Source organism: Roseateles sp. (genome assembly GCF_039929605.1).
Classification (GTDB): Bacteria; Pseudomonadota; Gammaproteobacteria; order Burkholderiales; family Burkholderiaceae_C; genus Pelomonas.
On sequence record NZ_JBDSQX010000021.1, the window covers coordinates 1 to 24,932 of the forward strand.

The following is a 24,932-nucleotide window of genomic DNA, read 5'->3' on the forward strand; positions in this document are numbered from 1 at the left end:
ACCCGCCACTCGAAGGCGACCAGGCGCTCGACCTCGGGCAGCTGGGCGTCCGGCCAGAGCACGTCACGCAGGAAGCTGGCCGTCAGCAGCGTGAGCGCCAGGCCCAGCGCCAGGCCGGTGATGACGAGGGCGGCGGTGCCGGGCTCGGCCCGCAGTTGGCGCCAGGCGCCGCGCCAGGGGGTGATGAAGGACGGGAGGGTCATGGGCCAGTGTTTTGCAAGAGGCGGGCCAGGGCGTTTCCCCAGGCAAAAGGGTGGTTTGGCGGGCAGAACGTCCACTTGCGGACACCTCGACTGTCCGGTTCCGGACACCGCCTTCTCGGCGGCGGGCTGCGCGCTTAGAGTCGCGCCCTCACATGGCCAGCCTCCTCATCCTCGACGACGACCCCGACGTGGCCCTGGCCGCGCGGCTGGCGCTGCGCAAGCTCGGCTCAGTGGTCGTGCGCAATGACCCGCGCGACCTGCCAACCGCACTCGACGACATCGTCCCGGACGTGCTGCTGCTGGACATGAACTTCGCGCCCGGTGCCAGCGACGGCGCAGCCGGGCTGGCGCTGCTGCGCGAGGTCGTTTGCCGCCGCGATGCGCCGGCCGTCATCGTCATGACGGCCTATGCCGAGGTCGAGCTGGCCGTGCAGGCGCTGAAGGCCGGCGCGGTGGACTTCATCACCAAGCCGTGGGCGAACGAGCGGCTGGTGGCCTGCGTGCAGGCGGCGTTGGCCCGCCGCGCACCGGCGGCGCAAGTCGGCGAGCTGCTTGGTGATTCGGCCGCGATGCAGTCGCTGCGCGCGCAGATCGCGCAGGTGGGCGCCAGCGAGGCCAGCGTGCTCATCCTCGGCGAGAACGGCGTCGGCAAGGAGCTGGTGGCGCGCGCGCTGCACGCCGCTTCGCCGCGTGCGGCCGGGCCGCTGCTGGCCGTGGACATGGGCTCGCTGCCCGAGGCGCTGGTGGAAAGCGAGCTGTTCGGCCACCGGCGCGGCAGCTTCACGGATGCGCGGGAGTCGCGGCCCGGGCGCTTTGTCGCGGCGGCGGGCGGCACGCTGTTTCTCGACGAGATCGGCAACCTGCCGCTGGCGCAACAAGCCAAGCTGCTCGCCGCGCTGGAGCGCCGCGAGGTGACGCCGCTGGGCAGCGACAAGCCCGTGCCGGTCGACGTGCGCGTGCTGGCCGCCACCAACGTGGCCGAGGCCGAGCTGTTCGACGCGCGGCGCTTCCGCCCCGACCTGCTCTACCGCCTCAACACCGTGGTGCTGCGCGTGCCGCCGCTGCGCGAGCGTGGCGCCGTCGACATCGCGCTGCTGCTGCGGCACTACCTCTCGCAGTTTGCGAAACAACAGCGCACGGTCGAGCTGACGCCGGATGCTCTGGCGCGCCTCACCGCCTACCGCTGGCCCGGCAATGTGCGCGAGCTGCGCCAGGCCTGCGAGCGCGCGACGCTGCTGGCGCGCGGGCCGGTGTTCACGTTCGCCGATTTCGGCCTGCCCGATGTGGCAACGCCGGCTCCCGTCGAGCAGGGGCTGGACTTGGCCAAGCGCGAACGCGAGGCCGTGCAAGCCGCGCTGGCGCAGGCCGACGGCAACATCAGCCAGGCCGCCAAGCTGCTCGGCCTGAGCCGCGCGGCGCTTTACCGGCGGCTGGACAAGCATGGGCTTTGATCGCGCCCGCGTGGTTGTCGCTGCCGGCGTGCTGACGGCGAGTTCGGCCGGTGCCGGTGCGTCGCTGGATTCGCCCCGCCTGCTCGTCGCCTGCGCGCTGGCCGGCCTGATCGCCGCCGCCTTCGGCTGGGCCGCTTTGACACGCCTCGCCCACCGCCCCACGCCGCTGCCACCCGACCCGCCGCCCGCGCCTCGGCCGGACCTGGACGCCGCGCTGGAGCACGCACCGCTGGCGCTGTGGCGCCTCACGGCCGGCAGCCCGCCTCTCGCACTGAACGCTGCCGCCCGCCGCCTCATCGCCCCGGGGCGCGCGGTCGAGCCCGCCGCTCTGCTTGCGCTGCTGGACGCCGAGCCCGGCCGGCGCGTCATCACGCTGCCCACCGAACACGGCCAGGAGCGCGCGGTGCTGGCCATCTCGGCGCTGACCGTGAGCAGCGAGGCCTGGCGGCTGGCGGCGCTGGCGCCCATCGAGTCGGAGCTGGAGACAGAGACGCTCGTCGCCTGGCGCCAACTGGTGCAGGTGCTGACGCACGAGATCATGAATTCGCTGACGCCCATCGCCTCGCTGGCCGGCAGCGCACCGGCGCTGCTGGAGGCCGGCGAGCACGGGGAGCTGCAGGCCGCGCTCGCCGCGCTGGCCCGGCGCGCGGCGCATCTGCAAGGCTTCGTCGAGCGCTACCGCAGCGTCAGCCAGCCGCCCGCGCCGACGCTGGCCGACACGTCGCTGCTGCCGCTGCTGCAGGCGGTGCAGCGGCTACTGGCGCCGGCTTGGGCCGCAGCGGGCGGCACGGTCGACATCGCCGTGGAGCCCGAGACGCTGGCGCTGCGCACCGACGCCGCCCAGCTGGAGCAGGTGCTCATCAACCTGGCGCAGAACGCGCTGCAGGCCTGTGCCGGACGGCCGTCACCAACGCTGCGCATCGAGGCCGCGCTGAGCCGTGGCGCGCGGCTGCGGCTGACGGTAGCCGACAACGGCCCGGGCGTGGCGCCGGGGCTGGAGCAGCGCATCTTCACGCCCTTCTTCACCACGCGCGAGGGCGGCAGCGGCGTGGGCCTGGCCGTCGTGCGCCAGCTGGTGCACGGCCTGGGCGGCACGGTGCGCCACGCCAAGCGCCCGGGCGGCGGCGCCTGCTTTGTTCTGACGTTCTGACGGCAAGTTAGGGGGTGGCACGTGGCCCGCGGGTCACGGCCCTGTCACCGCCCCCACCTAGCCTGCGGCGACTGTCCGTACCGGAGCCTTTCGCCATGTCCAAATCCCTTCGCCTCGCCGGCATCTGCGTGCTTGCCGCCGCCTCGCTAGTCCTGTCCCAGCGGGCCTCGGCCCATGACCGCAGCGACCACTCGCGCGCCCGCGCCGAGAACGCGCCCCTCGTCATCGGCCACCGCGGCGGTGCCACGGGCTATTTGCCCGACCACACGCTGGAGAACTACGCGCTGGGCATCGCGATGGGCGCCGACTACGTCGAGCCCGACCTCGTCGCCACCAAAGACGGCCACCTGATCGTCCGCCACGAGCCCAACCTCATCGCGACCACCAACGTCGCTTCGCTGCCGCAGTTCGCGTCGCGCAAGCGCACGGCCGTCATCGACGGTGCGGCCGAGGTGGGCTTCTTCGCCAGCGACTTCACGCTGGCCGAGATCAAAACGCTGCGCGCCATCCAGCCGCTGGCGGACCGCGACCCGTCGTTCAACGGCCAGTTCGAGATCCCGACGCTGGAGGAGGTCATCGCCTTTGTGAAGCGCAAGTCGGCCGAGGAAGGGCGCCGCATCGGCATCTACCCGGAAACCAAGCATCCGACCTACCACCAGAGCATCGGCCTGCCGCTGGAAGACCGCCTGCTGCGCGCGCTGACCCGCGCCGGCTGGAACCACCGCAGCGCGCCGGTCATCGTGCAGTCCTTCGAGACGGCCAACCTGAAGTACCTGCGCAGCAAGTCCAGCCTGCGCCTGGTGCAGTTGGTGGATGCGGACGACGTCAACGCCGACGGCAGCCTGGCCTTCAACAAGCCCTATGACAAGCCTTACGACTGGGTCGTGTCCGGCCGCGCCGGCCTGTTCAAGGACCTGCTGACGCCCGCCGGCCTGGCCGAGGTGCGCACCTATGCCGACGGCATCGGCCCGTGGAAGGTCTACCTGCTGCCCAGCGCCTGCAAGACGGTCGCTGCCGGCGGCGGCTGCGCCGATGTGACCGGCGACGGCCTCGTCGACGAGCGCGACCGCCAGCTGCTGGCCCCGACCGACATCGTCGCCAACGCCCACAAGCTGGGCTTGGTGGTGCACCCGTACACCTTCCGCAGCGAGCAAAAGCGCCTGGCCAGCGACTACAAGGGCAGCCCCGTCAACGAGTACCTGACCTTCTACGAGCTGGGCGTGGACGGCGTGTTCGCCGACTTCGCCGACTCGGCTTTCGCCGCCCGCGCGATGTTCTTGCTGAAGAACGACCCCGGCTACGCGCGCTGCCTCGTCAACGGCCGCGGCTGCGTCAACAGCCACGACTGAGCGTGTAAACAGACGCAAACGCCGGCATGTCGTGCAGACATGCCGGCTTTCCTCGGTGGTGAGTGAGCGTGGCGGGTGATAGGCTCCCCGCTTACACACCCCAGGGATGGAGTCGATGTTTCACGAGTTGCAGGAGTTGTTGGGCGCCTATCTGATGCCGGTATTGATCGCGATACCGCTCGCCATCATCGTGCTCATTGCCGCCTTCAAGCGTGACGACTACCGGCCGCCACGCGAGTACACGCCCCCGCCGCTGCCGCCCCAGGGCCGCCGGCCTCGCGCAGCGCAGCCGCCCGTCGTGCTGCCGCCCATCCCGGGCTTTCCGGGCACCGGGCCGACCATGTCGAGCGCCTTCGTGTCGGCGCCCACGCCCATGCAGCCGCCGGCCGCCCCGGCGCCCGTCGTGCCCGAAGGCCCGGCCACGGTGCTCATCGCCGACGACTCGGCCGTCGTGCGCACCAAGCTCAAGCGGCTGCTGGAAGGCGCCGGCTTCGTCGTCGTGCAGGTCAACGACGGCAACGAGGCCACGGCCGCGCTGGAAGCCAAGCCCGAGATCGCCTTGCTCATCACCGACCTGGAAATGCCCAACAAGGACGGCTTCGAGCTGATCGCCGACGTGCATGGCACCCTCGCTACCGAGGACCTGCCCGTCATCGCCATCACCGGCCACGACGAGCTGCACGGCCGCGTGGGCCAGATCGAAGGCGTCTACGGCATCTTCAAGAAGCCTTGGAACGACCGCGAACTGCTCAAGCGCGTGGAGTCCCTCGTGCACCTGCGCTCGGCCGCCTCGCGACGCGGGCGGCGCGTGACGGACACGCGGCAGCCGGGCGTCTAAGCCTTCGTCGAAGCCACGGCCCGCAGGCTGAGCGCCGACGCAGCCGCCGCCAGCGCGCAGGCCATCAACAGCACCGGCAGTACCTGGCGCGTGGCGGGGTCGAACAGCAGGCCGGCCAGCGCCAGCGCGGCGCTGCTGACGAGGGCGTCGGCCAGTTGCAGCGCCGAGGTGTTGCTGCCTTGCTGATCCGGCGGCGACAGCCTCAGCAGCAGCACCGACAGCATCGGGAACGACAGGCCAATGCCCAGGCCCACACCCACCCAGCCGAGCAACACCAGCGCCGCCGGCAGCGCCGTGGACACCAGTGGCGCCATGACGACGGCCAGGCCAGACGCCGCCAGCGCGAAGCCCGCCGGCAACAGGCGGCGGCGCGCGGCCTCGCGGTGCACGCGCGCCTGCACGGCGCTGCCGATGCTCCAGGTCACCGCGCCGGCACTGAGCGCGATGCCAGCCTGCGTCAGGCTCCAGCCGAAGTGGCCGGTCAGCAGCAGCGGCAGGAAGGCCTCGGCGCTGGCAAAGGCCGCTGCGATCAGGCCGCGCAGCAGGATGACCGTGGGCAGGCCGCGCGCCGCCGTCAGCGTGCCCACCGGCAGCAGCCGCCGTGCCGCGAAACCCGCCCCGGCCAGGCCGGCCGCAAACAGCAGCCCGGCCACCATGCCGCTCTGCTGGCTGGCACCGTGCAGCGCCAGCGCGCCGGCGCTGGCCAGCAGCGCCCAGCGCATGGCGCCCCAGCGCAGCACCTCGCCCGTGCCCGAGCCGATGCGCTTGAGCGCCGGCAACATCAGCCCCGCCGCCACCGGCACCGCGGCCGCCACGGCCAGGAAGACCGCGCGCCAACTGAGGGCCTGCACGAGGAAGGAGGCCAGCGCCGGCCCGACCAGCCCGGGCACCACCCAGGCCCCGGCAAACAGCGCAAATAGCTTGGGGTGCAGCGCCGGTGGCACGACCCGGCCGACGCCGACATAGAGCGTCACGCCCAGCACGCCGCTGCCCAGGCCCTGCAGCGCGCGGCCCAGCACCAGCGCCTGCATGGCGGTGGCAAAACCCGCCACCAACAGCCCGGCCAGAAAGACCGCCAGCCCGATCAGCGCCGCACGGTAGGGGCCGCGCTTGTCGCAGAGCTGGCCAGCCATCGTCATGCCCAGCACCGAGGTGGCCAGCGTGGCGCCGAACGCCAGCGCGTACAGCGGCAGGCCGTTCAGCGCACCGGCCACGGCGGGCATGGCGGTGGCGACGGCGATGGACTCGAAGGCGAGCATGGAGATCAACGCCACGGCGCCGATGCAGGCGGCTCGGCGGCCGGGGGCGAAGAGGCTTTCGGCGGTGGCGGGGGGCGCGTTCACGGGATCGGCGAGGTTCATGGACGTGAAGCCTAAAAGTTCAAGCCCACTTCAAGTCAAGCAGGGCTTGAAGCCCTACGGGACAATCGGGGCATGTCAGTTTCAGTCCTGCACTGTGCCTCGGCCGGCTTCGAGTCGGCCTGCCGCATTCCCGCCCTGCCCGCCTCGCACCGCAGCCATGGCCTGCACGGCCACAGCTATTTCGCCACCGTGCGCACGGCGCTGCCGGCGGGGTGGGCGGCCTTCCCTGGCGGCGAGGTGGAGGGCTTGCGCGCCCGCATGGCAGAGGCCGTCGCGCCACTGGACCACGCGCTGCTGAATGACCACTTGGCCGAGCCCACCGACGAAAACCTCGCGCGCTGGGTGCGCAGCCGCCTGGCCCCCGACGTGCCCGGCATCGTGCAGGTGGGCGTGCAGAGCACCGCGCACAGCGGCGTGGACCTGGACGGCGCCGGCCATGCGCACGTGTGGCGCCGCTACCGTTTTCAGGCCGCGCACCAGTTGCCCAACGTGCCGGCCGGCCACCAGTGCGGGCGCATGCACGGCCATGGTTTCGAGGTCATCCTGCATGCGAATGCCGACCTCGGCGAGCGCTACCTTGCCATCGACTACGACCACCTCGACGAGGTCTGGGCGCCGCTGCACTTTGCGTTGAACTACCGCTGCCTGAACGACATCGAGGGCCTCGCCAACCCGACCAGCGAGAACGTCTCCGCCTGGCTGTGGCAGCGCCTCAAGCCCGAACTGCCGGAACTGAGCTGGGTGACCGTCTACGAGACCGGCTCCAGCGGCGCCAACTTCAACGGCCAGAGCTATCGCATCTGGAAGGAGATGACGCTCGACAGCGCCGTTCGGCTGCGTCACGCGCCCGGCGGCCACCCGCTGGCCGGCACGCACGGCCACACCTTCACATTGAGGTTGCACCTGGCCGCGCCGCTGGACCAGGTGATGGGCTGGACGGTGGACTTCGGCGACGTGAAGGCGCTCTTCAACCCCATCTTCAAGCGGCTGGACCACCACCCGCTGTACGAGATTGCCGGGCTGCCGGATGGGGACGTGGCCTCCATTGCGGCATGGGTGTTGAACGAGGGTGGCGACGTGCTGCCGCAGATCGACCGCGTGGACTTGTACGAGACCCGCGGCTCGGGCGCCATCGTCAGCCGGGCTGACTCGGAAGAGTTGATTCCGGTATGACGCGCGATTCGAGCGCCGGGCCGCCCCAAGCCGAATCGCATCCCCTCGGGGGATCGGCCGGCGTATTTCGACGGACGAGGGGTTGACATGTACGCAGTCAAAGAGCTGTTCTACACGCTGCAAGGCGAAGGCGCCCAGGCCGGCCGCGCGGCGGTGTTCTGCCGCTTTGCCGGCTGCAACCTCTGGACGGGCCGCGAGCAGGATCGTGCGACGGCGGTCTGCACTTTCTGCGACACCGATTTCGTCGGCACGGACGGCGAGGGTGGTGGCAAGTTCGCGACGGCCGACGCGCTGGCCGATGCGATTGCCAAGGCGTGGCCCGGCGGTGGAAAGCCGTATGTCGTCTGCACCGGCGGCGAACCGCTACTGCAGGTCGACACGCCTCTCATCGACGCCCTGCACGCCCGCGGCTTCGAGATTGCCGTCGAGACCAATGGCACGCAAGCCGCGCCGCCGGGGTTGGACTGGATCTGCGTCAGCCCCAAGGCCGACGCGCCGCTGCTGCTGACCTCGGGTCACGAGCTGAAGCTGGTCTACCCGCAGCCGCTCGCCCAGCCCGAAAGGTTTGCCGGGCTGGACTTCCAGAACTTCTTCCTGCAGCCGATGGACTCGGTGCTGCAGCGCGAGCACACCAAGGCGGCGGTGGCCTACTGCATGGCGCACCCGCAGTGGCGGTTGTCGGTGCAGATGCACAAGGTGGTGGGCATCGCCTGAGATGGTCGGGATCAGCCCGAGCCAAAGAACAGCGTCGCGAGCGACAGGGCTGACAAGCGCAACGACCCAATGCGCGAGTCACTTACGACAGTAGCCCTCGCCCGCTTTGACGACCAGGCAATCGCGCTTGTCCGCCAGCCACTTCATGCCCGTGTCCGCGCCATTGCCCGGCCGGATGGTTTCGGTCCTGCCATCGCGAAAAAAGACCAGCGTGCCACTGCCGGCCTTGGCATCGAAGCTGCGCGGGCCGTCCAGGTTCTGCACGGTGACGCGGTAGGTGCCAGGCCCGCCAACGATCTCCAACCATGTGCCTTCCGGCCCTTGCCATCTGCCCAGCCACGCCGCCGGCACTTCGGCGACCGGCGCCGCTGATGCCGCGACCGGCGGTGCTGGTGGCGCGGGCGCATCGGACGCGGTCTTGCTGCAACCCGCCAGCGCGGCCAGGCCGGCGAAGGCCATGACGAAACGGGTCCGGCTCATCGTCTGCATTCGCATCACTCCTGGCAGCATTCCAACGCCAGCAGCAGGCTGGTTCTGTGTTCCCTGGCGACATCACGCCAGTGCATGCCGCTGAGTGCGCCTTCGAGCGCCCAGAGCAGATTCAAGCTGGCCTTCGGCTCGACACGCTTGACCCATGCGTAGGCTTTGACGGCGCCCAAGCGTTGAAGCTGCTCGAACGACGTGATGCCGGCGGTGAGCAGGAACTGGGACGACCGGGGCCCCAGATTCGCCAAGGCCTCGAACGAGGCTGGCGGTTGCGCTGCCGCACCAGCTGGGACATCGACTTTCAGAACCTTGGGCTTGGGCACGGTTTCTCCGCCTGCGGTTTGGCGCTTGCAGGAATGTAGCCACCTCTGGCTGGAATCAGCGCATCGCCTGGGGCGCGGGACTCTCAGCAGCCGATCTCAACCGCCTGCAGCACCTTGCCGTCCTTCGCATCCGTCGCCACGGCAATCCAGCGGCTCTTGTGGCCCGCCTCCGCAGCGGTCACCCGCACGGGCCATTCGGCCTTCTCGCGACCGTCCCAGGCGGGCAGCCGCGCGTATTCGCGCACGACATGGTCGTGCGCCAAGGTTTCGCCACGGTTCTCACCCGCGCGGACCCGGCTCTGGTGGCCGTCCTCCAGCCGCGCCCACCAGACCTGGATGCGCCCCGGCGCTCCCGTCAGCGCTTCAGCACTCAACTTCAGTTCACCACTCGCCGTCCGCGCCCACGCCAGCCGCACCCGCGCCGGCTCGCTTGATACCGCCGGCAAGCTGGCCCCGCGCCAGTCCCGCCCGTTGACGACGATCTGCGGCGTGTAGGCATTGCGCGAACCGTTGACGCCCACGCCCTGCTGCTGGCGCTCGGTGAAGGCGGGGCTGGAGAACCGGTCCGGCCAACCCAGGCCGTTCCAGTAGTCCACATGGAAGGCCGCCGCGATGACGCCGGGCTGGCCTTTCAGCGCGCTGAGCCAACGGTCGGCCGGTGGGCAGGAGGAACAGCCCTCGGAGGTGTAGAGCTCAATGACGCGCGGCACGGCGGCGCCGCTTTGCACGGTGGCGCTGGGGCAGGTCTGGGCAGAAACGACGGGCACCGCGATGGCGAGGAGGAGAAGGAGCGGGAGTTGCTTCATGCCAGCTGAGTCGCACCGGCCCATTCAACCTGACAGTCCCTCTATATCGGGATAGGGGTGGTCAGACCTTCTGACCGAGCCCCTCCCACACCACCCGGCATGCGGGCCCGCACCGGGCGGTTCGAGAAGTTGCGGTCAGGAGAACTTCGGGACTCCCAGGCGGTCGAAGTGCGCCCGTCAGGACGACGGTTCGCAACCCCGCCACTGGTGCATCACCAACGTCGTGCACCCCCAGCAACAATGGCTGCCTGGTCCATGCTGGCACCCAGCTTTCGCAGTTCACGGAACATCGTGATGCCCCGCTTCCACTGCTTGAGCTATACAGCAGTCGGTGGCGAAGCGGCACGTAGCTCCTCAGATCTTGCGTCATCTGGTCGAGGCTTCTTCCTCGGCTGCTGCTCGTCAGCTGCCGGATTCGATCCCGCAGCTTGTCCAGCGCCTGTGCCCCACCGCCCGCTGGTTCCCCTTGCGGCGTCGCCATCACACAGTGCCCAGGAACTTGCGTCCCCACACCGGACCGACCGCCGTCTTGCCTTGCTTTGCCTCGCCAAGCCGCATGTCTCGTGGCCGTCCTTCTCGTTCGGCCCTTCACCTCGGCCTACAGCCTCTGCGGCCTACTTCGGCTACTACGGCCTCTACTGACGTCTCGCTGCGCGCTTCAACGTCGGGCTTTCACCCGCAAAGCGAGATCTCCCATTGGGTAAGAACGCACTCCTTCACTGCACAACCGCCGGATTTACGACGCTTCGCCTTGATTACGAGAGCTCGCGGTCTTTCGCCCGCTCGCCCTGTTCCGCAACACCTTCTTTCCGGTTCTGGTCCATCAGCTCGCAGCTTCGCTCCGCGCTTCCTCCCCACACTCGGCCGCCTTCATGCAGTTGCGCTTCGTTCCTCGTGACGACCTTACGGCGGGACTTGCACCCGCAAGAATGCGCCCATGCTGGGCGCACGAAAAACGCCTGCGCGGGCGTTGGTCGGTGTTAGGTTCGTTACGCCGTCACTAGCGCCGCGATGGCCTTTTGCCATTCAACGTAGGCCGCGGCCCGGAGGTGGGTGCCGTCATAGGTGAAGTCTGTAGAGAGCATGTCGTCGACAGCCAACAGGGCGTTGAGGTTCGTGAAGGTCAACCCCTTTGACGCGGCGTAGGGCAAAAGCCGCTTGTTCAGTTCAAGGATCTTCGAATTGGCCGCCGGGCTTCTGCTGAGCACGGTCGAAAGGATATGCACCTGCAGGCCAGCCTCAAGCAGCGCCTCGACCGAGGCCGTGTAATCGGTGAACGCATCATTGACCGAGCGGCCCGCGATGAAATCGTTCAGGCCGATGCAAATGATCGCCCTTTTGGCCTTGGTCGCCAGGATACCGGGGATGCGCTGGCGCAAACCGTAAGTCGTGTCGCCGTTGATGCCACGGTTCGCAATCGATAGCTGAGGGAACAGATCGTCCCACTCAACATAGCCGGTCAACGAGTCGCCCACCATAACCACGTCTGCCTGACGCGGGAAAAGTTCGAACAGCGAACGACGCGAAACGTGCAACGGCAAAACCAGCGAATCCACCGCTGCTGGGCCTTGGAGCCGCTTCTTGACCTGCACCAACTGCTTCAGCGGGAACAGCTTGTATTTCTGGATGCAAACGCCATAGAGAAATGAGCCGACCATCAGCACAGCGATGATGAACTCTTCGGCCCCTAAATATGACATGCGCAACCCCTAAATTCTTGTAAGACCATTCTTACGCGTGTCGTTACTGATTGCAACAAATGAATAGGAGGTTGAAAAGTGGATCCGACCATTGCGGGCGTCCAAGCCATGTGGTATATCGCGGGTATCGGCCGAGAAAAACAGTGACGTTGTCGACGCCGACAGTCGCCACTTGCGCAACCTCCGGGAACATCGCCGTGCGCGAGTCGTCGACAGCCATTGCCGCCGTCTCATAGTCGCCGGGGAGGCACGTTGGTCAGCGTGAGCGACAGTCCATCGCCCTCAGCGACGCGCCCGATGGATAGGCCATCAGGCGTTCGAAGCTGGAACTTGTGACCAGCAAAGTAGTGGCCGACGATCTCGGACCTTCCGGCACGAGTCACTTTTTGAGAGTGAGGTTGCGAGGCTTCCTCAGGTAAGAAACGCACTCCTTCACTGCACAAACGCCGGATCTACACCGCTTCGACTTGATCACGAGAGCTTCGCGGTTTTCGGCCCGCTCGCCCAGCTAGGCAGTGCCTTCTATCCGGTTCTTGTTCATCAGCTCGCAGCTTCGCTCCACGCTTCCTCCCCACACTCGGCCACCCTCATGCAGTTGCGCTTCGCTTCGTTCGCTGTGATCAACTTACGGCGGGACTTGCACCCACAAGAGTGCGCCCATGCTGGGCGCACATCGGGATAGGGCGGTCAGACCTTCTGACCGAGCCCCTCCCACACCACCCGGCATGCGGGTCCGCACCGGGCGGTTCGAGAGCTTGAGGTCCTTGACTTCACGTCTGGCCAAACACCAATGCCGGCCCTTCGCGTCGTCAACCCTGTACCTCAGCGATTACGAGGCGGGTCGTCGGCTTCGTCGCTGAAGAGACCGCGTGCGGCTTCACCGCGCGCGATGCCCTCCCGCCCGGATTGCTCCGGCATCTGACGCATGGCCTGTGACATCCTCATGTCCTCGGTCACTCACTCTCGTTCGGTCCTTCGCCCTTTTGGCTCAGCTTCAGCGGCCTCCGACTCGGACTACTACGACCTCTGCTGACTTCTCGCTCCGTGTCACCACGTCGGCCTTTCAGCCGTGAGGCGAGATCTCCCCAGGTAAGAACGCGCTCCTTCACTGCACAACCGCTGGATTTACACCGCTTCGCCTTGATCACGAGAGCTTTGCGGTTTCGTGCCCGCTCGCCCTGCTCGGCAGCGCCTTCTATCCGGTTCTTGTTCATTGGCTCGCAGCTTCGCTCCACGCTTCCTCCCCACACTCGGTCGCCCTCATGCAGTTGCGCTTCGCTTCGTTCGTCGTGACCAACTTACGGCGGGACTTGCACTCACAAGAGTGCGCCCATGCTGGGCGCACACGAAAAAAAGGGAGCCCGCAGGCTCCCTTTGCATGACCGGGTGAACCAGATCAGAAACGGTAACCGACGCCGAACTTGATCGCCACCGGGTCCAGCGTCGTCTCGATGGTCTGGCCCGTCGACAAGCTGCCCGTCGTCTTGATGAAGGTCTTGGTGACCGACAGGCTGGCGGACCAGTCCTTGGTGACGTTGTAGGCAGCACCGAACTCCAGCGTCGCGCCCAGGCGGCTCTTCATGGACAGCGTGGTGGGGTTGGCGGGCGAGCCGCCGGTGATGCCGGACAGCGCGGCCGTGGCCTTGGGCTTGAAGAAATAGCCGTAGGTGGGGCCGACGCCGACGAAGGGGCGGAAGCTGCTGTTGGCATCACCGAAGCGGTACTGGGCCAGCAGCGTCATCGGCAGCGACTTGACGGTGCCGAGCTTGCCTACGCCGTCGATGGCGCCAGCGCCGACGACGTCATGCTTGAAGGGCACGGCGATGGGCAGGTCGATGCTGATGTTGTCGGTCCAGAAGTAGGTGATGCCGCCGACAAAGGAGCTGGCCTTCTTCACGTTGACCTTGGTGCCGGCCAGGCTGGGCGCGGTGAGGTCGCCGCTTTCGACCTGCGGCGTGATCTGGGCCGCGCCGCCGTAGACGATGACGCTGCCGGCCGACTGCGCGTGAACGAGGCCGGTGGCGGAGAGCAGGGTGACTGCGAGCAGGGATTTGATGTTCATGGAGTTCTCCTGAAGGGTCACGCGGACTCAGAGCCAGCCTTTGCGAGCCAGTTCAAGGGACACCACCTGCGACAGCAATTGATTCCCGTAGGGGGTGGGGTGAACGCTGTCGGCGAACAGGTAGTGGCTGATATCGCCAGCGACGACGTTGGCGGCGCTGCAGACCAGCGACGACCCCAGCGGGTTCTTGGCCGGGCTGAGATCGCAGGCCGGCGTGGTGACATTGGTCAGGCTGAACTTCGCGGGATCGGCAATCTGGTCGCGCACGCCCTGAGCGGCATCGACCCAAACCACGTCGGCACCGGACAAACCTGTCTTGAGCTGATCGTTGAAGGTGTTGACCATCTGCAGGATCAGGCCCTGCGTGGCGGCGGGCAGGCTCTTGCTGAAGGGCGTGAGGCTGACATCAGGCAGGTTGATGACGACGACGTTCTTCGCTCCCTTGCCCACCACTAGTGCCTTGACGTAGCCGGCCAACTCGGCCCCGGCCTGGCCCATCGCGGTCACGCCTGCGGTGGCAGCCGCTGTCGGGTCACCACCTGCACCAATGGTCGCCTGCACCGTGGCGAGGTTGATGAAGACGTCATTGCCGCCGGCATAGACGAAAACCAGCTCGGTCCCTTTGTAGCTTCCGCCAGCCGCCGTCAAGTGGTTCTGCATCTGCGTGATGACGGGCACCGTGAGCTGGCCCAGCACCGCGTTGCTGCCACCCAGCAGCTTGTTGCCCGGGCCGACCGGGTTGGTCACCCGCGCCCCGCCCTGACCGTAGGCGAAGCAACCGACGTTGTTCGTGACGGGGACGGCGAATCCCTGGGAAGCGAGTCCATCAAGACCTTGCTGAGCGGGGCAGGGCTTGGTCAGGCCGTAGAGCGTGGCGATGCGCTCCAGCCAATGCGGGCCGACGCCGTTGACCGTGTACTGACCGCCGCCCAGAGCAGCGACCGTGCCCACCTTGTAGGTGCCCTGGTCGCTCAGGCTGTCACCGAAGGAGACCACGGCACTGGGGCTGAACTTGGGCGTCGTGTCCGCCGTGGCACCGCCGCCACCGCAGCCCGCCACAAGCAGGCCGCCCAACAGCGCGACTGAGGCCGCGGCGATCCGGGTGAGGAAGGGTTTCATCGTTGTCTCCTAAGCGACAGCTCGCTGGCAGCCGCACGAAATTCGGGGAGGGCCACTCTAGCCTCTGCTTTTTAGAACGGTCGTTCGTTTTTCCCCTCAATCGCGTAAAGAACCACGTTCGAAAGTGCGGAGCAAGTCTGTGGATGGACCTGGGACAACCGATCAGATATCCACAGGCCCGGGCTCATTCTGAAAGTTGTACCCAAACGCGAGCACCGGCACAAGGCTGCCACACACAGGCTTGTGCGGGCGCCAAGCGCTTGCTGCGCAATGACTTTTTGCCATTGTCCACAGCGCAGGCCGCCCTCTACTACGACCACTACGTTGAATTCTTCAAGACCGCTTAGGAATACATCGGACACTTTGGCATGGACATTTCGACCCTGCAGCAGCGCCTGCGCCGCTTCGCCGACGAGCGCGCCTGGCAGCCCTACCAGACCCCCAAGAACCTGGCGATGGCCATGACAGTCGAGGCCGCCGAACTGCTGGAAATCTTCCAGTGGCTGACGCCCGAGCAGTCCCTGAACCTCAGCGACGACCAGCGCCGCCATCTGGGCGAGGAGCTGTCCGACGTGCTGCTCTACCTCGTGCAGATCGCCGACCACGGCGGCGTGGATCTCGACGCCGCCGTCGAGCGCAAGCTGGCGATGAACGCTGTCAAACATCCGCCGCTGAAGAGGTCTTGAGGAGATGGGTGTGGAGACCATCGCCGTCATCGATTTCGAGACCACCGGCCTCGGGCCCACGAGCGGCGGCCGGGCCACCGAGATCGCGGCCGTGCTCGTGCGCGGCGGTGTGGTGGTGGACACCTGGAGCAGCCTGATGAACAGCGGCGCCTGGGTGCCGCCCTACATCCAGGCCTTGACCGGCATCAGCAACGAGATGCTGGCCGGTGCACCCGACTCGGCCCAGGTCATGCGCGAGCTGGCCCGCTTCACCGAGGGCTGCCCGCTGGTGGCCCATAACGCATCCTTCGACCGGGGCTTCTGGCAGGCGGAGATGGCGCGCGCCTGCATCGAGCCGGACTTGGCGCACGAGTTCGCCTGCACCGTGCTGCTGTCGCGCCGGCTTTGGCCCGAGGCCAAGAGCCATTCGCTGGGTTCGCTGGTGCGGTTTCATGACCTGCGCTTCAACGGCCGCGCCCACCGGGCGATGGCCGATGCCCGCGTCACGGCCGAGCTGCTGCTGAAGGTACGCGCCGAGGTTGCGAGCCGCTTTGCGATGGACTTGGGGTGTGCCCAGGTCGACCATGCGTTGCTGGCCCAACTGCAGCGCACGCCGCTGCGCTGGCTGAGGCGCGGCTTGATTGAACACGTGAAGGCGCGACAAAAGGCACAGGAAGCGGCGGCCTGAGTGCAGGAAATAATTCTGTCAAGGCCCCTGCTTGCGAGCTTGGGCAAGGAGAATCTCGCGCTTTCGTCCTCGCGTCATTGCCCAAAGAGTTCCATGTCCTTGATCCAGGTTCGCCCCGCCACCCTGCGTGATGCCAAGGCCATCGCCGAGATCCACGTCGCCTCCAGCCAGGACGCCTACAAGGCCCTGTTGCCGGCAGCCGCGCTGGACGCGATGTCGGTGCAGAAGCGCCAGGCCTTCTGGCGTGAAGCCATCGACCTTTGCGAGCCGCAGGTCGTCGTCGCCCATCTGGACAACAAGGTCATGGGCTTCGCCGGCTTTGATCGCTCACGCGACAAGGGCACGCCCGCCACGGTCGGCGAGGTCTGGGCGCTGTTTGCCGACCCGGTCCACTGGGACAAGGGCGTCGGCCTGGCGCTTTGGGATGCCACGCGCGACGGCCTCCAGGAAGAAGGCTGCACCAAGGCCACGCTGTGGTGCTACCTGCGCAACGAACGCGCACTGCGTTTCTTCGAGCTGGCCGGCTTCAAGCGTGAGCTGGGCAGCGCGCGCACGACGGAAGTCGGTGGCGCGCGCATCGAAGAGATCCGCCTGCATCGTTCGCTGGTCTAGGATTTTCGGGCCGAGCGCCGGGCCGCTCCCAAGCCGGCCCGCATAGGTGAGGTGCTTGCGGCTCGATGCCGCAAGCATCACCGTCCCCTCGGGGGACCGACCGGGCACGTCCGCGTTCAGCGGGGCGAGACCGGGCGAGGGGCTCACATGTAGCCGCCGGTAGCCAGTGCCCAGCCGTCCGTGGCGTCATCGTGACGCTGAACGTGCACGGGGCAGAGCTTCTTGGCAGCCGCGCGTTCCACCAGGTTCTCGGCCTGCTCGGGCGTCAGCTGCAGCGCAAAGCGCAGCCAGCGCTTCTGTACCAGCGGCAGGGCCCAGGCGTCTTCCAGCGCCCAGCGGATCTGCTGCGGCTCCTGCAGCTCGGTGGCGGCCAGCACGCGCGGGGCCAGCGCAAGCAGGAAGCGGTTGAAGTCGGTACGGAGTTGATCCGTCGGCAGCAGGGCTTCGAGCCGGCTCAGGCGGGCGCTCCAGCCGGGTGTGGCCAGCTGGCGCGTGACCAGGGCCTGCAGCGCCTGGATGGGGTTGAAGAGACGCAGACGATTCGGCGGCAGCACACGCAGCGGAATGCCGGCGGCTTGCTCATGGCTCAGCGGCGTGACGAAGCTGGCCAGCACGGCCAGGCGCTGCCAGTCCGCCTCGGCAAGGCCACCGATGCGGGTGATGGGGCCGGCCGCGCAGCTGGCCGCCATGTCGACGAGGCCCTGATGGCCACGGCTGCCCTTGGCCTGATTGGCGCGTTGGCTCATGACGGCCAGGTTGCCGGCCGCGTAGCCGGCATCGTCGCGGACGCGGTCGATGCTGCGGTTGTCGTCGGCGAGGGGCTCGCGGGTGATGGGGCAATGGCTGGCGTCGAGCTGGGCCAAGTGATGGGGTGTGAGCTGGATGTCCTCGAAGCTGCGGCCACGGGCCCAGGCGTGCGTGCGCAGGGCCAGCCACAGCTCGACCTGCGGGCTGGCCGGCGTGCGCACGGTGCGACCACGCGCAGACATCCAGCCGCGCTGCAGCGGCGACTGCGGGTAGAGGTGGGCGATGGGCGGCGTGATGCCGTGCAGCGCGTAGTCACGGCCCAGGGCCAGGCCGATGCGCTCGTGGGCGCTGACGAGGGCCGGGGTGTCGTCCATGTCCAGCGTGAACTGGACGAGGGCGGGGTGGCTGATGACTTGGGCATTGATGACGGCTTGCATGTCGGGCTCCGGGTTAAAGAGGCACGCCGTTGATTCGCGGGCCTTGCAAGCAGTCTGTGAGCCAGCTGGCTCATGGGATGATCCACCTCGAAAACCACTGTAAATATTTTCAGGACTGGCGATGGACCGCACCGAGCGCTTCTACAAGATCGAGCACCTGATTCGCTCGCGCGGCTGTGTGTCGTTTGCCGAGTTGATCGACGCGCTGGAGGTGTCGCCGGCGACGCTCAAGCGTGACCTGGCCTATCTGCGCGAGCGCATGGACGCGCCCATCGACTACGACGCCGGTGCCAACGGCTACCGCTTCGGCCAGCAGTGGCGCGGCGGCAAGCATGAGCTGCCGGGCATGTGGTTCAACGAGGCTGAGCTGCATGCGCTGCTGACCATGCAGCAGATGCTGGCCGGGCTGGACGAGCAAGGCGTGGTGGGTCGCCACCTGCAGCCCATGTTCGACAAGATCACCGGCATGCTGGGTGTGGACCAGGGCGAGGCGCAGGAGCTGCGGCGGCGCGTCAAGCTCATCGGCACGGCCAGGCGGCGCATCGCCAGCGACAGCTTCGAGACCGTCGGCAGCGCCGTCGTCAAGCGCAAGCGCCTCGCCATCATCTACCGCAAGAAGACGGGCGCGGGCGAGGTCAGCGAGCGCGAGGTCTCACCGCAGCGGCTGGTGCACCACCGCCATGCCTGGTACCTGGACGCTTTCTGCCACCAGAGCCAGGGCCTGCGCCGCTTTGCGCTGGACGGCATCGAGGCCGCGACGCTGCTGGACACCGACGCGCAAGCCCTGGCCCTGAGCGAGCTGGAGGCCGAGCTGGACCGCGGCTACGGCATCTTTGCCGGCGGTACACCGCGCGAGGCGGAGCTGCTGTTCAGCCCCGAGGCGGCGGCCTGGGTGTCGCGCGAGGAATGGCACCCGGCGCAGAAGAGCGAGTTCCTGTCCGACGGCCGCTGGCGGCTGAAACTGCCGTACGTAGACGACACCGAGCTGCTGATGGACCTGCTGCGTCATGCCGGCCAGGTCGAGGTGGTCGCGCCGGCGGCGCTGCGCGAGGCTTATGCCGTGCGGCTGCGGCAAGCGGTCGATTCCCTGGCCTCGGCGCAGCAATAGCTGCGGTCACGCAGAGCAACCGGGTTAGGCTGTGCGCTTTCAACACTGACCGGAGCCAGCCATGACTGACGCAACCCAGGCAAAAGAAAAATTGGCCGCCGATTTCCGCGCGGTGATGGACGACATCGATGCGCTGATCACCGCCACAGGCAAGGACGCCTCGGGCGAGGCCAAGGCCTTGCGCGCTCGCATCCGCGATCGGCTGGATGGCACCAAGGAAAAGCTGCTCGACGCCCAGCACGAGGCTGTGCAGCGTGCCAAGGACGTCGCCGTGGTTACCGACGACTACGTGCACGCCAACCCCTGGCAGGCCATCGGCGCAGCCGCAGCGGTGGGGCTGGTTCTCGGCGTGCTGATCGGCCGCCGCTGAAGTCCGGCAAGAGTCATTTGACTGACGCGAAAGAACCCGTCTCCGGGCCGCTGCGGCGGCTCGGCACGTCGCTGTTGACGCTGGGCCGCATCCGGCTTGAGCTGCTGGCCATCGAGGTGCAGGAAGAGAAGGACCGCATCGCCGGCCTGCTGCTGTGGGCCGTGCTGGCCGCGCTGCTGGCGGGCTTTGGCTTGCTGATGCTGGTGGTGCTCGTCACCGTGGCGTTGTGGGACAGCTACCGCTTGCTGGCGCTCGGTGGCGGCACCGTCGTGCTGATCGCGGCGGCCGTCTTTGCGGTGCTCAAGGTCAAGGGCCTGGTGGCGCAGCCGTCGACACTGTTCCAGTCCAGCATCACCGAACTGCGCGAGGACGCAGACGCGCTGCGCGGGCGGCCATGATCCCGCGCATCCCGCACGACCCGAGGCTGCGCGCCGAGCGCAAGGCCAACCTGCTGCTGGCCTCCGAGCTGCTGCGCGGCCAGGCGCAGCGCGATGTGGGCGATCTCGGCGATCGTGCCGACGGTTGGATGCGGCGCGTGCTCGTCGTGCGCGACTGGCTGTCCGATCCCATGGTGCTGGCGGCGGCCGGCAGTGGCGCGGCCTTTTTTGCCGCAGCGGGGCATAAGAAGCGCGGCCAGCTGTGGCGCGGGCTGCGCTGGGCCTGGCTGGCTTGGCGCGTCTGGGGCGCGCGCAGGCGCTAGAACGGTTCGCTGTTCAGCTCGATGCGAGCGGGCTGTCCCGGCCGCGTGTGTGGGCGGGCAGGCCGTCCAGCTCTGTCAGCCAAGGCATGGCCGAGTCGCGCCAGATCTGCAACACCGGGTTGAGCTGAGCACGTTCGTTCACGCAACCCAGGCGGAAGTTCAAGGTCTTGGGCTCGTCCGCCTCCGTGGCAAACAGCTGTGTGCCGCAGTCGCCGCAAAAGGCTTGCGCACGCCGGTTGCCGCTGGCGGCCACCTTCACATACTGCTTGGGCGAACCCTGCAGCTCGACCTGATCGACCGGCACCGGCAGCACCGCGCGGAAGGGCCCTCCCGACATGATCTGGCAGTCGGCGCAGTGGCAGACAGCCACCTTGTCAGGGCTGGCCGTCGCCGTGAAACGGATGGCGCCGCAGTGGCACTGGCCGGTGATTTTCATGGGTTCTCCGAGTGTGGAAATCGCTGAACGCTGCAAATCGGCAACTCGATCATTCGGCGTCCAGCCGCTTCATGCGCTCGCTCTGCCAATACACATCATCGCCCCCCAGCCCATCCAGGTTCGCGCGGTTCAGCACGCGGGACAGCACGAAGAGCAGGTCGGACAGCCGGTTCAGGTACTGGCGCGGCGCGGCGCGGATGGCCTCGGGCTCCGAGGCGGCCAGCGTGATGACGACGCGCTCGGCGCGGCGGGCCACGGTGCGGCACACATGGGCAATCGCCGCGCTGCGCGTGCCGGCAGGCAGGATGAATTCCTTCAGCCGTGGCAGGTTGGCGTTGTAGTGCTCTAGCGCTTCGTCCAGGCGCAGCACGGCGGCGTCCTTCAGCAGCGTGCCGCCGGGCCAGGAGAGTTCACCGCCGAGGTTGAACAGCTCGTGCTGGATGGTGATGAGCAGCTCGCGGATGTCGTCGGGCAGCGGCTCGGCCAGCAGCACGCCGAGGTTGGAGTTCAGCTCGTCGACGTCGCCCATGGCCTGCACGCGCAGGTGGGTCTTGGGCACGCGGCTGCCGTCGCTGAGGCCGGTGGTGCCGTCGTCACCCGTGCGGGTGGCGATCTGGGAGAGGCGGTTGCCCATGGTGGAGGGTGCGGGTGGTGGCTGGACCCGCCATCCTGCCTGACTCCACTCAGCGTTGGGTGGGAGGCATGCGGAAGGTGTTGACCAGGCCGGCCAGCTTCTCGGCCTGCTCCTGCAGGGTCATGCCGGCCGCGGCGGTTTCTTCGACGAGGGCGGCATTCTGCTGGGTGAGCTGGTCCATGTGCGAGACGGCTTCGCTGATCTGGCCGATGCCGCCGCTCTGCTCGCTGGAGGCGCGGCTGATGCTGCTGACCAGTTCGGCCAGCGAGCGGATGGCGTCCACCGTCTCGCGCATCGTCGCGCCGGCCCCTTGCACGAGGTGGGCGCCGCTCTCGACCTGGCCGACGCTCTCGGCAATGAGCTGCTTGATCTGCTTGGCCGCCTCGGCCGAGCGGCCGGCCAGCGCGCGCACCTCGGAGGCGACGACGGCGAAGCCACGGCCCTGCTCGCCGGCTCGCGCAGCCTCCACCGCCGCGTTGAGCGCGAGGATGTTGGTCTGGAAGGCGATGCCGTCGATGACCGAGATGATCTCGGCGATGCGCCGGCTGCTGGCCTCGATGGCACCCATGGTGGCCACCACCTTCTCCACGGCTTCTCCGCCCGAGATGGCGACCGTGCAGGCGCGCTGGGCGAGGCCGCTGGCGTCGCCGGCCTGATCGGCGTTGCTGCGCACGGTGGCGGTCAGCTCCTCCATCGAGCTGGCGGTTTCTTCGAGCGCCGAGGCCTGCTGCTCGGTGCGCTGGGACAGGTCGCGGTTGCCCGAGGCCAGCTCCTGCGAGGACTGCGCCACCTCGCCGGCATTGCTGCGCACCTCGCTGATGACGCCGCACAGGCTGTCACGCATGGCCAGCAGCGCGGTGGTGAGTTGGCCGATCTCGTCGTGGGCGCGCACGACGACGTTGCCGCTGAGGTCGCGCGCGGCGATCTGCTCGGCCAGCCCCGCCGCGTGCTGCAGCGGTACGGTGATGCTGCGCGACAAGGCGCGCGTGAACAGGAAGACGGCGACCAGCATGCCGGCCAGCAGGCCGACGACGATCCAGCTGGTGCGGCGCAGATGCGTGACGCGGTCGGTGAGCAGTTCGTCCAGTGCCGTCATCGCATCCCCGGCGACGACGTACATCGCGTCGATGGTGCGCGTGTAACTGGCGATGTAGTCGGGCGCGGCGAAGGCCAGCGCCTCCTTGGCGATGAGCTCGTCGCGCGTCAGAGCCAGGGAGGCTTTGACCTGCTCGTCCAGGGCGGTGATCTTGCTGCCCAGCCGGGCCTTGAGCGCGGCGTTGACGGCAAAGCTCTTGTCGAAGGCGGTACCCATGCCCTGGTGCTGGTCGGCGGCCTGCTGCACGAGGCCGGCGAGCAGCGTGCGGCCCTCGGGGCCGATCTTGCCCTCGGCGAGGAAGCCGGCGCCGCGGGCGCGGGTCTGGCCCAGCGCCTCGGTCGCCATGGGCAGGCGGGCCAGCGTGGCGCTGATGAGGAAGTAGGTGTCGGCCTCGGGGTCGAGGATGAGGCCGGACTGGTCGACGAGCTGATCCAGCAGCTTGAAGTACACGGTGATGAGCTGGGCATGCAGGGTGCTGCTTTCTGCCGCCTTCAGGCCCTTGGCGCCGACCTGGGCCGACAGTGCCTGCCAGCGCTGCTGGGCGTCCTGCCAGCTGCTGCGCATCGCGTCGGTGGCGGCGGCTGTCTTCAGCATGCCGTCCACGTCGCTGAACTGCTTGGCGACCTCGCTGTTCTTGGCCTCGCGAGCGGCCTGCACCGAGTCGTTGCCGCCCAGCAGCGCCGCCGACAGGCCACGGTGCTGCTGCGTCAGCTGTGTCAGCCGTACGAGTTGGCGCGCCGGACCCAGGCCGTCCAGCTCACTCTGCGCGGCCTGCGCCAACTGATGTGCCTGGCGCACCTGGAAGGCCGATGGAATGCTGATGGCCACCAGCACGAGCAGCGTCAGCAGCATGAGCTTGCGGCTGATGGTCAGGGAGGTCATCGGGCTCAAGAAATCTCTTTCGTTTGCGAGGGACCGGGACGTTAGTTCAGTGACGGCGGCCGCTGCGGTGAAAGGCGGGCTTTTGCACGGGCGCTTCGTGATGTTTTAAGCCTTGCGCCGGAGTCCAACGGGGCGCCGGCGGGGCGTCGTGTGGCGGCGGCTCGCCGAAGGCGTCGCGCCAGCGCGCGGCCAACAGGTCGAAGCGCGTGGCGCCAACGACGATGAGGACGATGGCGGCGATCAACAGCAGCCAGGTCAGGGTGGGGTCCATGCAGGTCTCCCGGTTTGGCGGTGGCGTGATGCTGGCACTGAGCCGCCGGGGGTGCAACACAATCTTGCCATCGCCCGTGGAGCTGCCCATGAACGCGCCTGAACATCATTTCTCCCCCGCCCCGCCTTTGCCGGCCGCTTTGCTGGAAGCGCTGCGCACCGCCTTCGCCGAGCGCTGCTCCACCGCGCTGGCCGTGCGCGAGCAGCATGGCCGCGATGAATCCGTCTTCGTGGTGCCGCCGCCGCAGGCCGTCGTGTTTGCTGAAGATGAAGCCGAGGTGGCGCGCGTGGTGGCCTTGTGCGCCGAGCATCGCGTGCCCGTCATTCCCTACGGCGCCGGCTCGTCGCTGGAAGGCCACCTGCTCGCGGTGCAAGGCGGCATCAGCCTGGACGTGTCGCGCATGAACAAGATCCTGCGCATCGACGCCGAAGACCTGACCGTGACCGTGCAGCCCGGCGTCACGCGCAAGGCGCTGAACGAGGCGCTCAAGCACGAGGGCCTGTTCTTTCCCATCGACCCCGGCGCCGACGCCAGCCTGGGCGGCATGGCCGCCACGCGCGCCAGCGGCACGAACGCGGTGCGCTACGGCACGATGCGCGAGAACGTGCTGGCGCTGCGCTTTGTGGCGGCCAACGGCGAGGTCGTGCGCACCGGCTCGCGCGCCAGGAAGAGCAGCGCCGGCTACGACCTGACGCGCCTGCTCATCGGCAGCGAAGGCACGCTGGGCGTCATCACCGAGCTGACCGTCAAGGTGCACCCACTGCCCGAGGCCGTGTCGGCGGCGGTGTGCTTCTTCCCCAGCATCGACGCGGCCGTGCGCACGGCGATGCAGATCATCCAGATCGGTGTGCCCATCGCCCGCTGCGAACTGCTGGACGCGAACGCCATCAAGGCCGTCAACCTGCACGACAAGCTGGGCCTGAAGGAAGCGCCCATGCTGCTGATGGAGTTCCACGGCAGCGACGCCGGCGTGGCCGAGCAGGCGGCGACCGTGCAGGACGTTGCCGCGGACTTCGGCGGCGAGGCCTTCGAATGGGCCACCACGCCCGAGGCCCGCACGCGGCTGTGGACGGCGCGGCACCACGCCTACCTGTCCGGCCTGCAGATGCGCCCCGGCTGCCGCGCGGTGACGACCGACACCTGCGTGCCCATCTCGCGCCTGGCCGAGAACATCAACGCCAGCATTGCCGAGGTCGAAGCCGCCGGCCTGCCCTACTTCATCGTCGGCCACGTGGGCGACGGCAACTTCCACATGGCCTATCTGCTCGACCCCGTCGACCCGGCGGAGCTGGCCACCGCCGAGCGCCTGAGCGCGCAGATGGTGGCGCGGGCTCTGCTGCTTGAGGGCACCTGCACGGGCGAGCACGGGATCGGGCTGCACAAGCAGGGGTTTCTGGTCGACGAGACGGGCGAGGAGGCCGTGGCGCTGATGCGGGCCGTGAAGGCGGCGCTGGATCCGCAGGGGATCCTCAATCCTGGGAAGATATTTGCACCATCGCCGGTGCCGGATCGCGCCTGAACAACTGCGCCGCACCCAGCGACGTCGCCCCT

General features: G+C 68.2%; 27 protein-coding genes. 14 read left to right on the top strand and 13 right to left on the bottom strand.

What is annotated here, in order from left to right:
• On the bottom strand, positions 1-203 hold a 203-nt coding region (locus ABIS05_RS03440; RefSeq protein ID WP_348012709.1), incomplete at its 3' end, for a hypothetical protein.
• A gap of 152 nt (positions 204-355) precedes the next feature.
• On the opposite strand from ABIS05_RS03440, the gene ABIS05_RS03445 reads away from it, so the two are divergent.
• From ABIS05_RS03445 to ABIS05_RS03460, 4 genes are all read left to right on the top strand, one after another.
• Positions 356-1,654: a sigma-54 dependent transcriptional regulator gene (locus tag ABIS05_RS03445; RefSeq protein ID WP_348012710.1), complete on the top strand. Its 1,299-nt coding sequence runs from the start codon at positions 356-358 to the stop codon at positions 1,652-1,654.
• A complete protein-coding gene (locus tag ABIS05_RS03450) occupies positions 1,644-2,804 on the top strand; it encodes an ATP-binding protein (protein ID WP_348012711.1) in 1,161 nt (386 codons plus the stop codon). The genes ABIS05_RS03445 and ABIS05_RS03450 overlap by 11 nt, the downstream gene beginning before the upstream one ends.
• Before the next feature lie 95 nt (positions 2,805-2,899).
• Entirely contained in the window at positions 2,900-4,153 is a 1,254-nt protein-coding gene (locus ABIS05_RS03455) for a glycerophosphodiester phosphodiesterase (protein ID WP_348012712.1), read from the top strand.
• A gap of 115 nt (positions 4,154-4,268) precedes the next feature.
• Positions 4,269-4,991 carry a response regulator gene (locus tag ABIS05_RS03460; protein WP_348012713.1) on the top strand — a complete coding sequence of 241 codons (723 nt, stop codon included), beginning with the start codon at positions 4,269-4,271 and terminating at the stop codon, positions 4,989-4,991.
• Here the strand turns inward: ABIS05_RS03460 and ABIS05_RS03465 are convergent.
• Positions 4,988-6,352 (bottom strand): MFS transporter, encoded by a 1,365-nt coding sequence (locus ABIS05_RS03465; protein ID WP_348012714.1) that lies wholly within the window; start codon positions 6,350-6,352, stop codon positions 4,988-4,990. The two genes, ABIS05_RS03460 and ABIS05_RS03465, sit on opposite strands and share 4 nt — an antisense overlap.
• A gap of 72 nt (positions 6,353-6,424) precedes the next feature.
• Between ABIS05_RS03465 and ABIS05_RS03470 the strand changes: the two genes are divergently transcribed.
• Positions 6,425-7,525, top strand: a complete 1,101-nt coding sequence (locus ABIS05_RS03470) for a 6-carboxytetrahydropterin synthase (protein ID WP_348012715.1) — start codon at positions 6,425-6,427, stop codon at positions 7,523-7,525.
• A gap of 87 nt (positions 7,526-7,612) precedes the next feature.
• Positions 7,613-8,239 carry a 7-carboxy-7-deazaguanine synthase gene (gene queE / locus ABIS05_RS03475; protein WP_348012716.1) on the top strand — a complete coding sequence of 209 codons (627 nt, stop codon included), beginning with the start codon at positions 7,613-7,615 and terminating at the stop codon, positions 8,237-8,239.
• 78 nt (positions 8,240-8,317) lie between these two features.
• Here queE and ABIS05_RS03480 read toward each other — a convergent pair whose 3' ends face one another.
• From ABIS05_RS03480 to ABIS05_RS03505, 6 genes are all read right to left on the bottom strand, one after another.
• Entirely contained in the window at positions 8,318-8,719 is a 402-nt protein-coding gene (locus tag ABIS05_RS03480; RefSeq protein ID WP_348012717.1) for a hypothetical protein, read from the bottom strand.
• 14 nt (positions 8,720-8,733) lie between these two features.
• Positions 8,734-9,048, bottom strand: a complete 315-nt coding sequence (locus ABIS05_RS03485; RefSeq protein WP_348012718.1) for a TfoX/Sxy family protein — start codon at positions 9,046-9,048, stop codon at positions 8,734-8,736.
• An 83-nt stretch (positions 9,049-9,131) separates the two neighbouring features.
• On the bottom strand, positions 9,132-9,854 hold the full coding sequence (locus tag ABIS05_RS03490) for a DUF1223 domain-containing protein (RefSeq protein ID WP_348012719.1): 723 nt from the start codon (positions 9,852-9,854) through the stop codon (positions 9,132-9,134).
• Between the two features lie 989 nt (positions 9,855-10,843).
• Positions 10,844-11,554, bottom strand: coding sequence for a GDSL-type esterase/lipase family protein (locus tag ABIS05_RS03495; RefSeq protein WP_348012739.1), 711 nt, complete (start codon positions 11,552-11,554; stop codon positions 10,844-10,846).
• A 1,396-nt stretch (positions 11,555-12,950) separates the two neighbouring features.
• Positions 12,951-13,616 (bottom strand): OmpW family outer membrane protein, encoded by a 666-nt coding sequence (locus tag ABIS05_RS03500; RefSeq protein WP_348012720.1) that lies wholly within the window; start codon positions 13,614-13,616, stop codon positions 12,951-12,953.
• Positions 13,617-13,643: 27 nt separating this feature from the next.
• Positions 13,644-14,735 carry an SGNH/GDSL hydrolase family protein gene (locus ABIS05_RS03505; RefSeq protein ID WP_348012721.1) on the bottom strand — a complete coding sequence of 364 codons (1,092 nt, stop codon included), beginning with the start codon at positions 14,733-14,735 and terminating at the stop codon, positions 13,644-13,646.
• A 368-nt stretch (positions 14,736-15,103) separates the two neighbouring features.
• Here ABIS05_RS03505 and ABIS05_RS03510 point away from each other — a divergent pair, with 368 nt between their 5' ends.
• From ABIS05_RS03510 to ABIS05_RS03520, 3 genes are all read left to right on the top strand, one after another.
• Complete coding sequence (locus ABIS05_RS03510; RefSeq protein WP_348012722.1) at positions 15,104-15,421, top strand: nucleotide pyrophosphohydrolase; 318 nt, start codon at positions 15,104-15,106, stop codon at positions 15,419-15,421.
• A gap of 10 nt (positions 15,422-15,431) precedes the next feature.
• Positions 15,432-16,088: a 3'-5' exonuclease gene (locus ABIS05_RS03515; protein WP_348012723.1), complete on the top strand. Its 657-nt coding sequence runs from the start codon at positions 15,432-15,434 to the stop codon at positions 16,086-16,088.
• Between the two features lie 93 nt (positions 16,089-16,181).
• The gene (locus ABIS05_RS03520; RefSeq protein WP_348012724.1) at positions 16,182-16,700 is read left to right on the top strand and encodes a GNAT family N-acetyltransferase; all 519 of its coding nucleotides are present in this window, start codon (positions 16,182-16,184) and stop codon (positions 16,698-16,700) included.
• 143 nt (positions 16,701-16,843) lie between these two features.
• Here ABIS05_RS03520 and ABIS05_RS03525 read toward each other — a convergent pair whose 3' ends face one another.
• Positions 16,844-17,884, bottom strand: coding sequence for a hypothetical protein (locus ABIS05_RS03525; protein ID WP_348012725.1), 1,041 nt, complete (start codon positions 17,882-17,884; stop codon positions 16,844-16,846).
• Between the two features lie 121 nt (positions 17,885-18,005).
• Here ABIS05_RS03525 and ABIS05_RS03530 point away from each other — a divergent pair, with 121 nt between their 5' ends.
• The 4 genes from ABIS05_RS03530 (at position 18,006) to ABIS05_RS03545 (ending at position 20,062) form a co-directional block, all read left to right on the top strand.
• Entirely contained in the window at positions 18,006-18,992 is a 987-nt protein-coding gene (locus tag ABIS05_RS03530) for a WYL domain-containing protein (RefSeq protein ID WP_348012726.1), read from the top strand.
• A gap of 61 nt (positions 18,993-19,053) precedes the next feature.
• A complete protein-coding gene (locus ABIS05_RS03535; protein WP_348012727.1) occupies positions 19,054-19,362 on the top strand; it encodes a DUF883 family protein in 309 nt (102 codons plus the stop codon).
• Positions 19,363-19,379: 17 nt separating this feature from the next.
• On the top strand, positions 19,380-19,760 hold the full coding sequence (locus tag ABIS05_RS03540) for a phage holin family protein (RefSeq protein WP_348012728.1): 381 nt from the start codon (positions 19,380-19,382) through the stop codon (positions 19,758-19,760).
• Positions 19,757-20,062, top strand: coding sequence for a hypothetical protein (locus ABIS05_RS03545; RefSeq protein WP_348012729.1), 306 nt, complete (start codon positions 19,757-19,759; stop codon positions 20,060-20,062). The genes ABIS05_RS03540 and ABIS05_RS03545 overlap by 4 nt, the downstream gene beginning before the upstream one ends.
• A 13-nt stretch (positions 20,063-20,075) precedes the next feature.
• On the opposite strand, the gene ABIS05_RS03550 is transcribed toward ABIS05_RS03545, so the two are convergent.
• The 4 genes from ABIS05_RS03550 to ABIS05_RS03565 are packed head-to-tail and all read right to left on the bottom strand — an operon-like array spanning position 20,076 to position 23,381.
• On the bottom strand, positions 20,076-20,498 hold the full coding sequence (locus ABIS05_RS03550; protein ID WP_348012730.1) for a GFA family protein: 423 nt from the start codon (positions 20,496-20,498) through the stop codon (positions 20,076-20,078).
• Between the two features lie 49 nt (positions 20,499-20,547).
• Positions 20,548-21,132: a cob(I)yrinic acid a,c-diamide adenosyltransferase gene (locus tag ABIS05_RS03555; protein WP_348012731.1), complete on the bottom strand. Its 585-nt coding sequence runs from the start codon at positions 21,130-21,132 to the stop codon at positions 20,548-20,550.
• Positions 21,133-21,181: 49 nt separating this feature from the next.
• The gene (locus ABIS05_RS03560) at positions 21,182-23,110 is read right to left on the bottom strand and encodes a methyl-accepting chemotaxis protein (protein WP_348012732.1); all 1,929 of its coding nucleotides are present in this window, start codon (positions 23,108-23,110) and stop codon (positions 21,182-21,184) included.
• Between the two features lie 46 nt (positions 23,111-23,156).
• Positions 23,157-23,381 (bottom strand): hypothetical protein, encoded by a 225-nt coding sequence (locus ABIS05_RS03565; protein WP_348012733.1) that lies wholly within the window; start codon positions 23,379-23,381, stop codon positions 23,157-23,159.
• A gap of 88 nt (positions 23,382-23,469) precedes the next feature.
• On the opposite strand from ABIS05_RS03565, the gene ABIS05_RS03570 reads away from it, so the two are divergent.
• A complete protein-coding gene (locus ABIS05_RS03570; protein ID WP_348012734.1) occupies positions 23,470-24,900 on the top strand; it encodes an FAD-linked oxidase C-terminal domain-containing protein in 1,431 nt (476 codons plus the stop codon).
• The last annotated feature ends 32 nt before the right edge of the window (positions 24,901-24,932 follow it).

Bases quoted from the DNA above. Each gene is read 5' to 3' on its own strand.
- ABIS05_RS03445 (WP_348012710.1), top strand. From the start codon at position 356: ATGGCCAGCCTCCTCATCCTCGACGACGACCCCGACGTGGCCCTGGCC.
- ABIS05_RS03450 (WP_348012711.1), top strand. From the start codon at position 1,644: ATGGGCTTTGATCGCGCCCGCGTGGTTGTCGCTGCCGGCGTGCTGACG.
- ABIS05_RS03455 (WP_348012712.1), top strand. From the start codon at position 2,900: ATGTCCAAATCCCTTCGCCTCGCCGGCATCTGCGTGCTTGCCGCCGCC.
- ABIS05_RS03460 (WP_348012713.1), top strand. From the start codon at position 4,269: ATGTTTCACGAGTTGCAGGAGTTGTTGGGCGCCTATCTGATGCCGGTA.
- ABIS05_RS03465 (WP_348012714.1), bottom strand. From the start codon at position 6,352: ATGAACCTCGCCGATCCCGTGAACGCGCCCCCCGCCACCGCCGAAAGC.
- ABIS05_RS03470 (WP_348012715.1), top strand. From the start codon at position 6,425: ATGTCAGTTTCAGTCCTGCACTGTGCCTCGGCCGGCTTCGAGTCGGCC.
- queE (WP_348012716.1), top strand. From the start codon at position 7,613: ATGTACGCAGTCAAAGAGCTGTTCTACACGCTGCAAGGCGAAGGCGCC.
- ABIS05_RS03480 (WP_348012717.1), bottom strand. From the start codon at position 8,719: ATGAGCCGGACCCGTTTCGTCATGGCCTTCGCCGGCCTGGCCGCGCTG.
- ABIS05_RS03490 (WP_348012719.1), bottom strand. From the start codon at position 9,854: ATGAAGCAACTCCCGCTCCTTCTCCTCCTCGCCATCGCGGTGCCCGTC.
- ABIS05_RS03495 (WP_348012739.1), bottom strand. From the start codon at position 11,554: ATGTCATATTTAGGGGCCGAAGAGTTCATCATCGCTGTGCTGATGGTC.
- ABIS05_RS03500 (WP_348012720.1), bottom strand. From the start codon at position 13,616: ATGAACATCAAATCCCTGCTCGCAGTCACCCTGCTCTCCGCCACCGGC.
- ABIS05_RS03505 (WP_348012721.1), bottom strand. From the start codon at position 14,735: ATGAAACCCTTCCTCACCCGGATCGCCGCGGCCTCAGTCGCGCTGTTG.
- ABIS05_RS03510 (WP_348012722.1), top strand. From the start codon at position 15,104: ATGGACATTTCGACCCTGCAGCAGCGCCTGCGCCGCTTCGCCGACGAG.
- ABIS05_RS03520 (WP_348012724.1), top strand. From the start codon at position 16,182: ATGTCCTTGATCCAGGTTCGCCCCGCCACCCTGCGTGATGCCAAGGCC.
- ABIS05_RS03525 (WP_348012725.1), bottom strand. From the start codon at position 17,884: ATGCAAGCCGTCATCAATGCCCAAGTCATCAGCCACCCCGCCCTCGTC.
- ABIS05_RS03530 (WP_348012726.1), top strand. From the start codon at position 18,006: ATGGACCGCACCGAGCGCTTCTACAAGATCGAGCACCTGATTCGCTCG.
- ABIS05_RS03535 (WP_348012727.1), top strand. From the start codon at position 19,054: ATGACTGACGCAACCCAGGCAAAAGAAAAATTGGCCGCCGATTTCCGC.
- ABIS05_RS03545 (WP_348012729.1), top strand. From the start codon at position 19,757: ATGATCCCGCGCATCCCGCACGACCCGAGGCTGCGCGCCGAGCGCAAG.
- ABIS05_RS03550 (WP_348012730.1), bottom strand. From the start codon at position 20,498: ATGAAAATCACCGGCCAGTGCCACTGCGGCGCCATCCGTTTCACGGCG.
- ABIS05_RS03555 (WP_348012731.1), bottom strand. From the start codon at position 21,132: ATGGGCAACCGCCTCTCCCAGATCGCCACCCGCACGGGTGACGACGGC.
- ABIS05_RS03560 (WP_348012732.1), bottom strand. From the start codon at position 23,110: ATGACCTCCCTGACCATCAGCCGCAAGCTCATGCTGCTGACGCTGCTC.
- ABIS05_RS03565 (WP_348012733.1), bottom strand. From the start codon at position 23,381: ATGGACCCCACCCTGACCTGGCTGCTGTTGATCGCCGCCATCGTCCTC.
- ABIS05_RS03570 (WP_348012734.1), top strand. From the start codon at position 23,470: ATGAACGCGCCTGAACATCATTTCTCCCCCGCCCCGCCTTTGCCGGCC.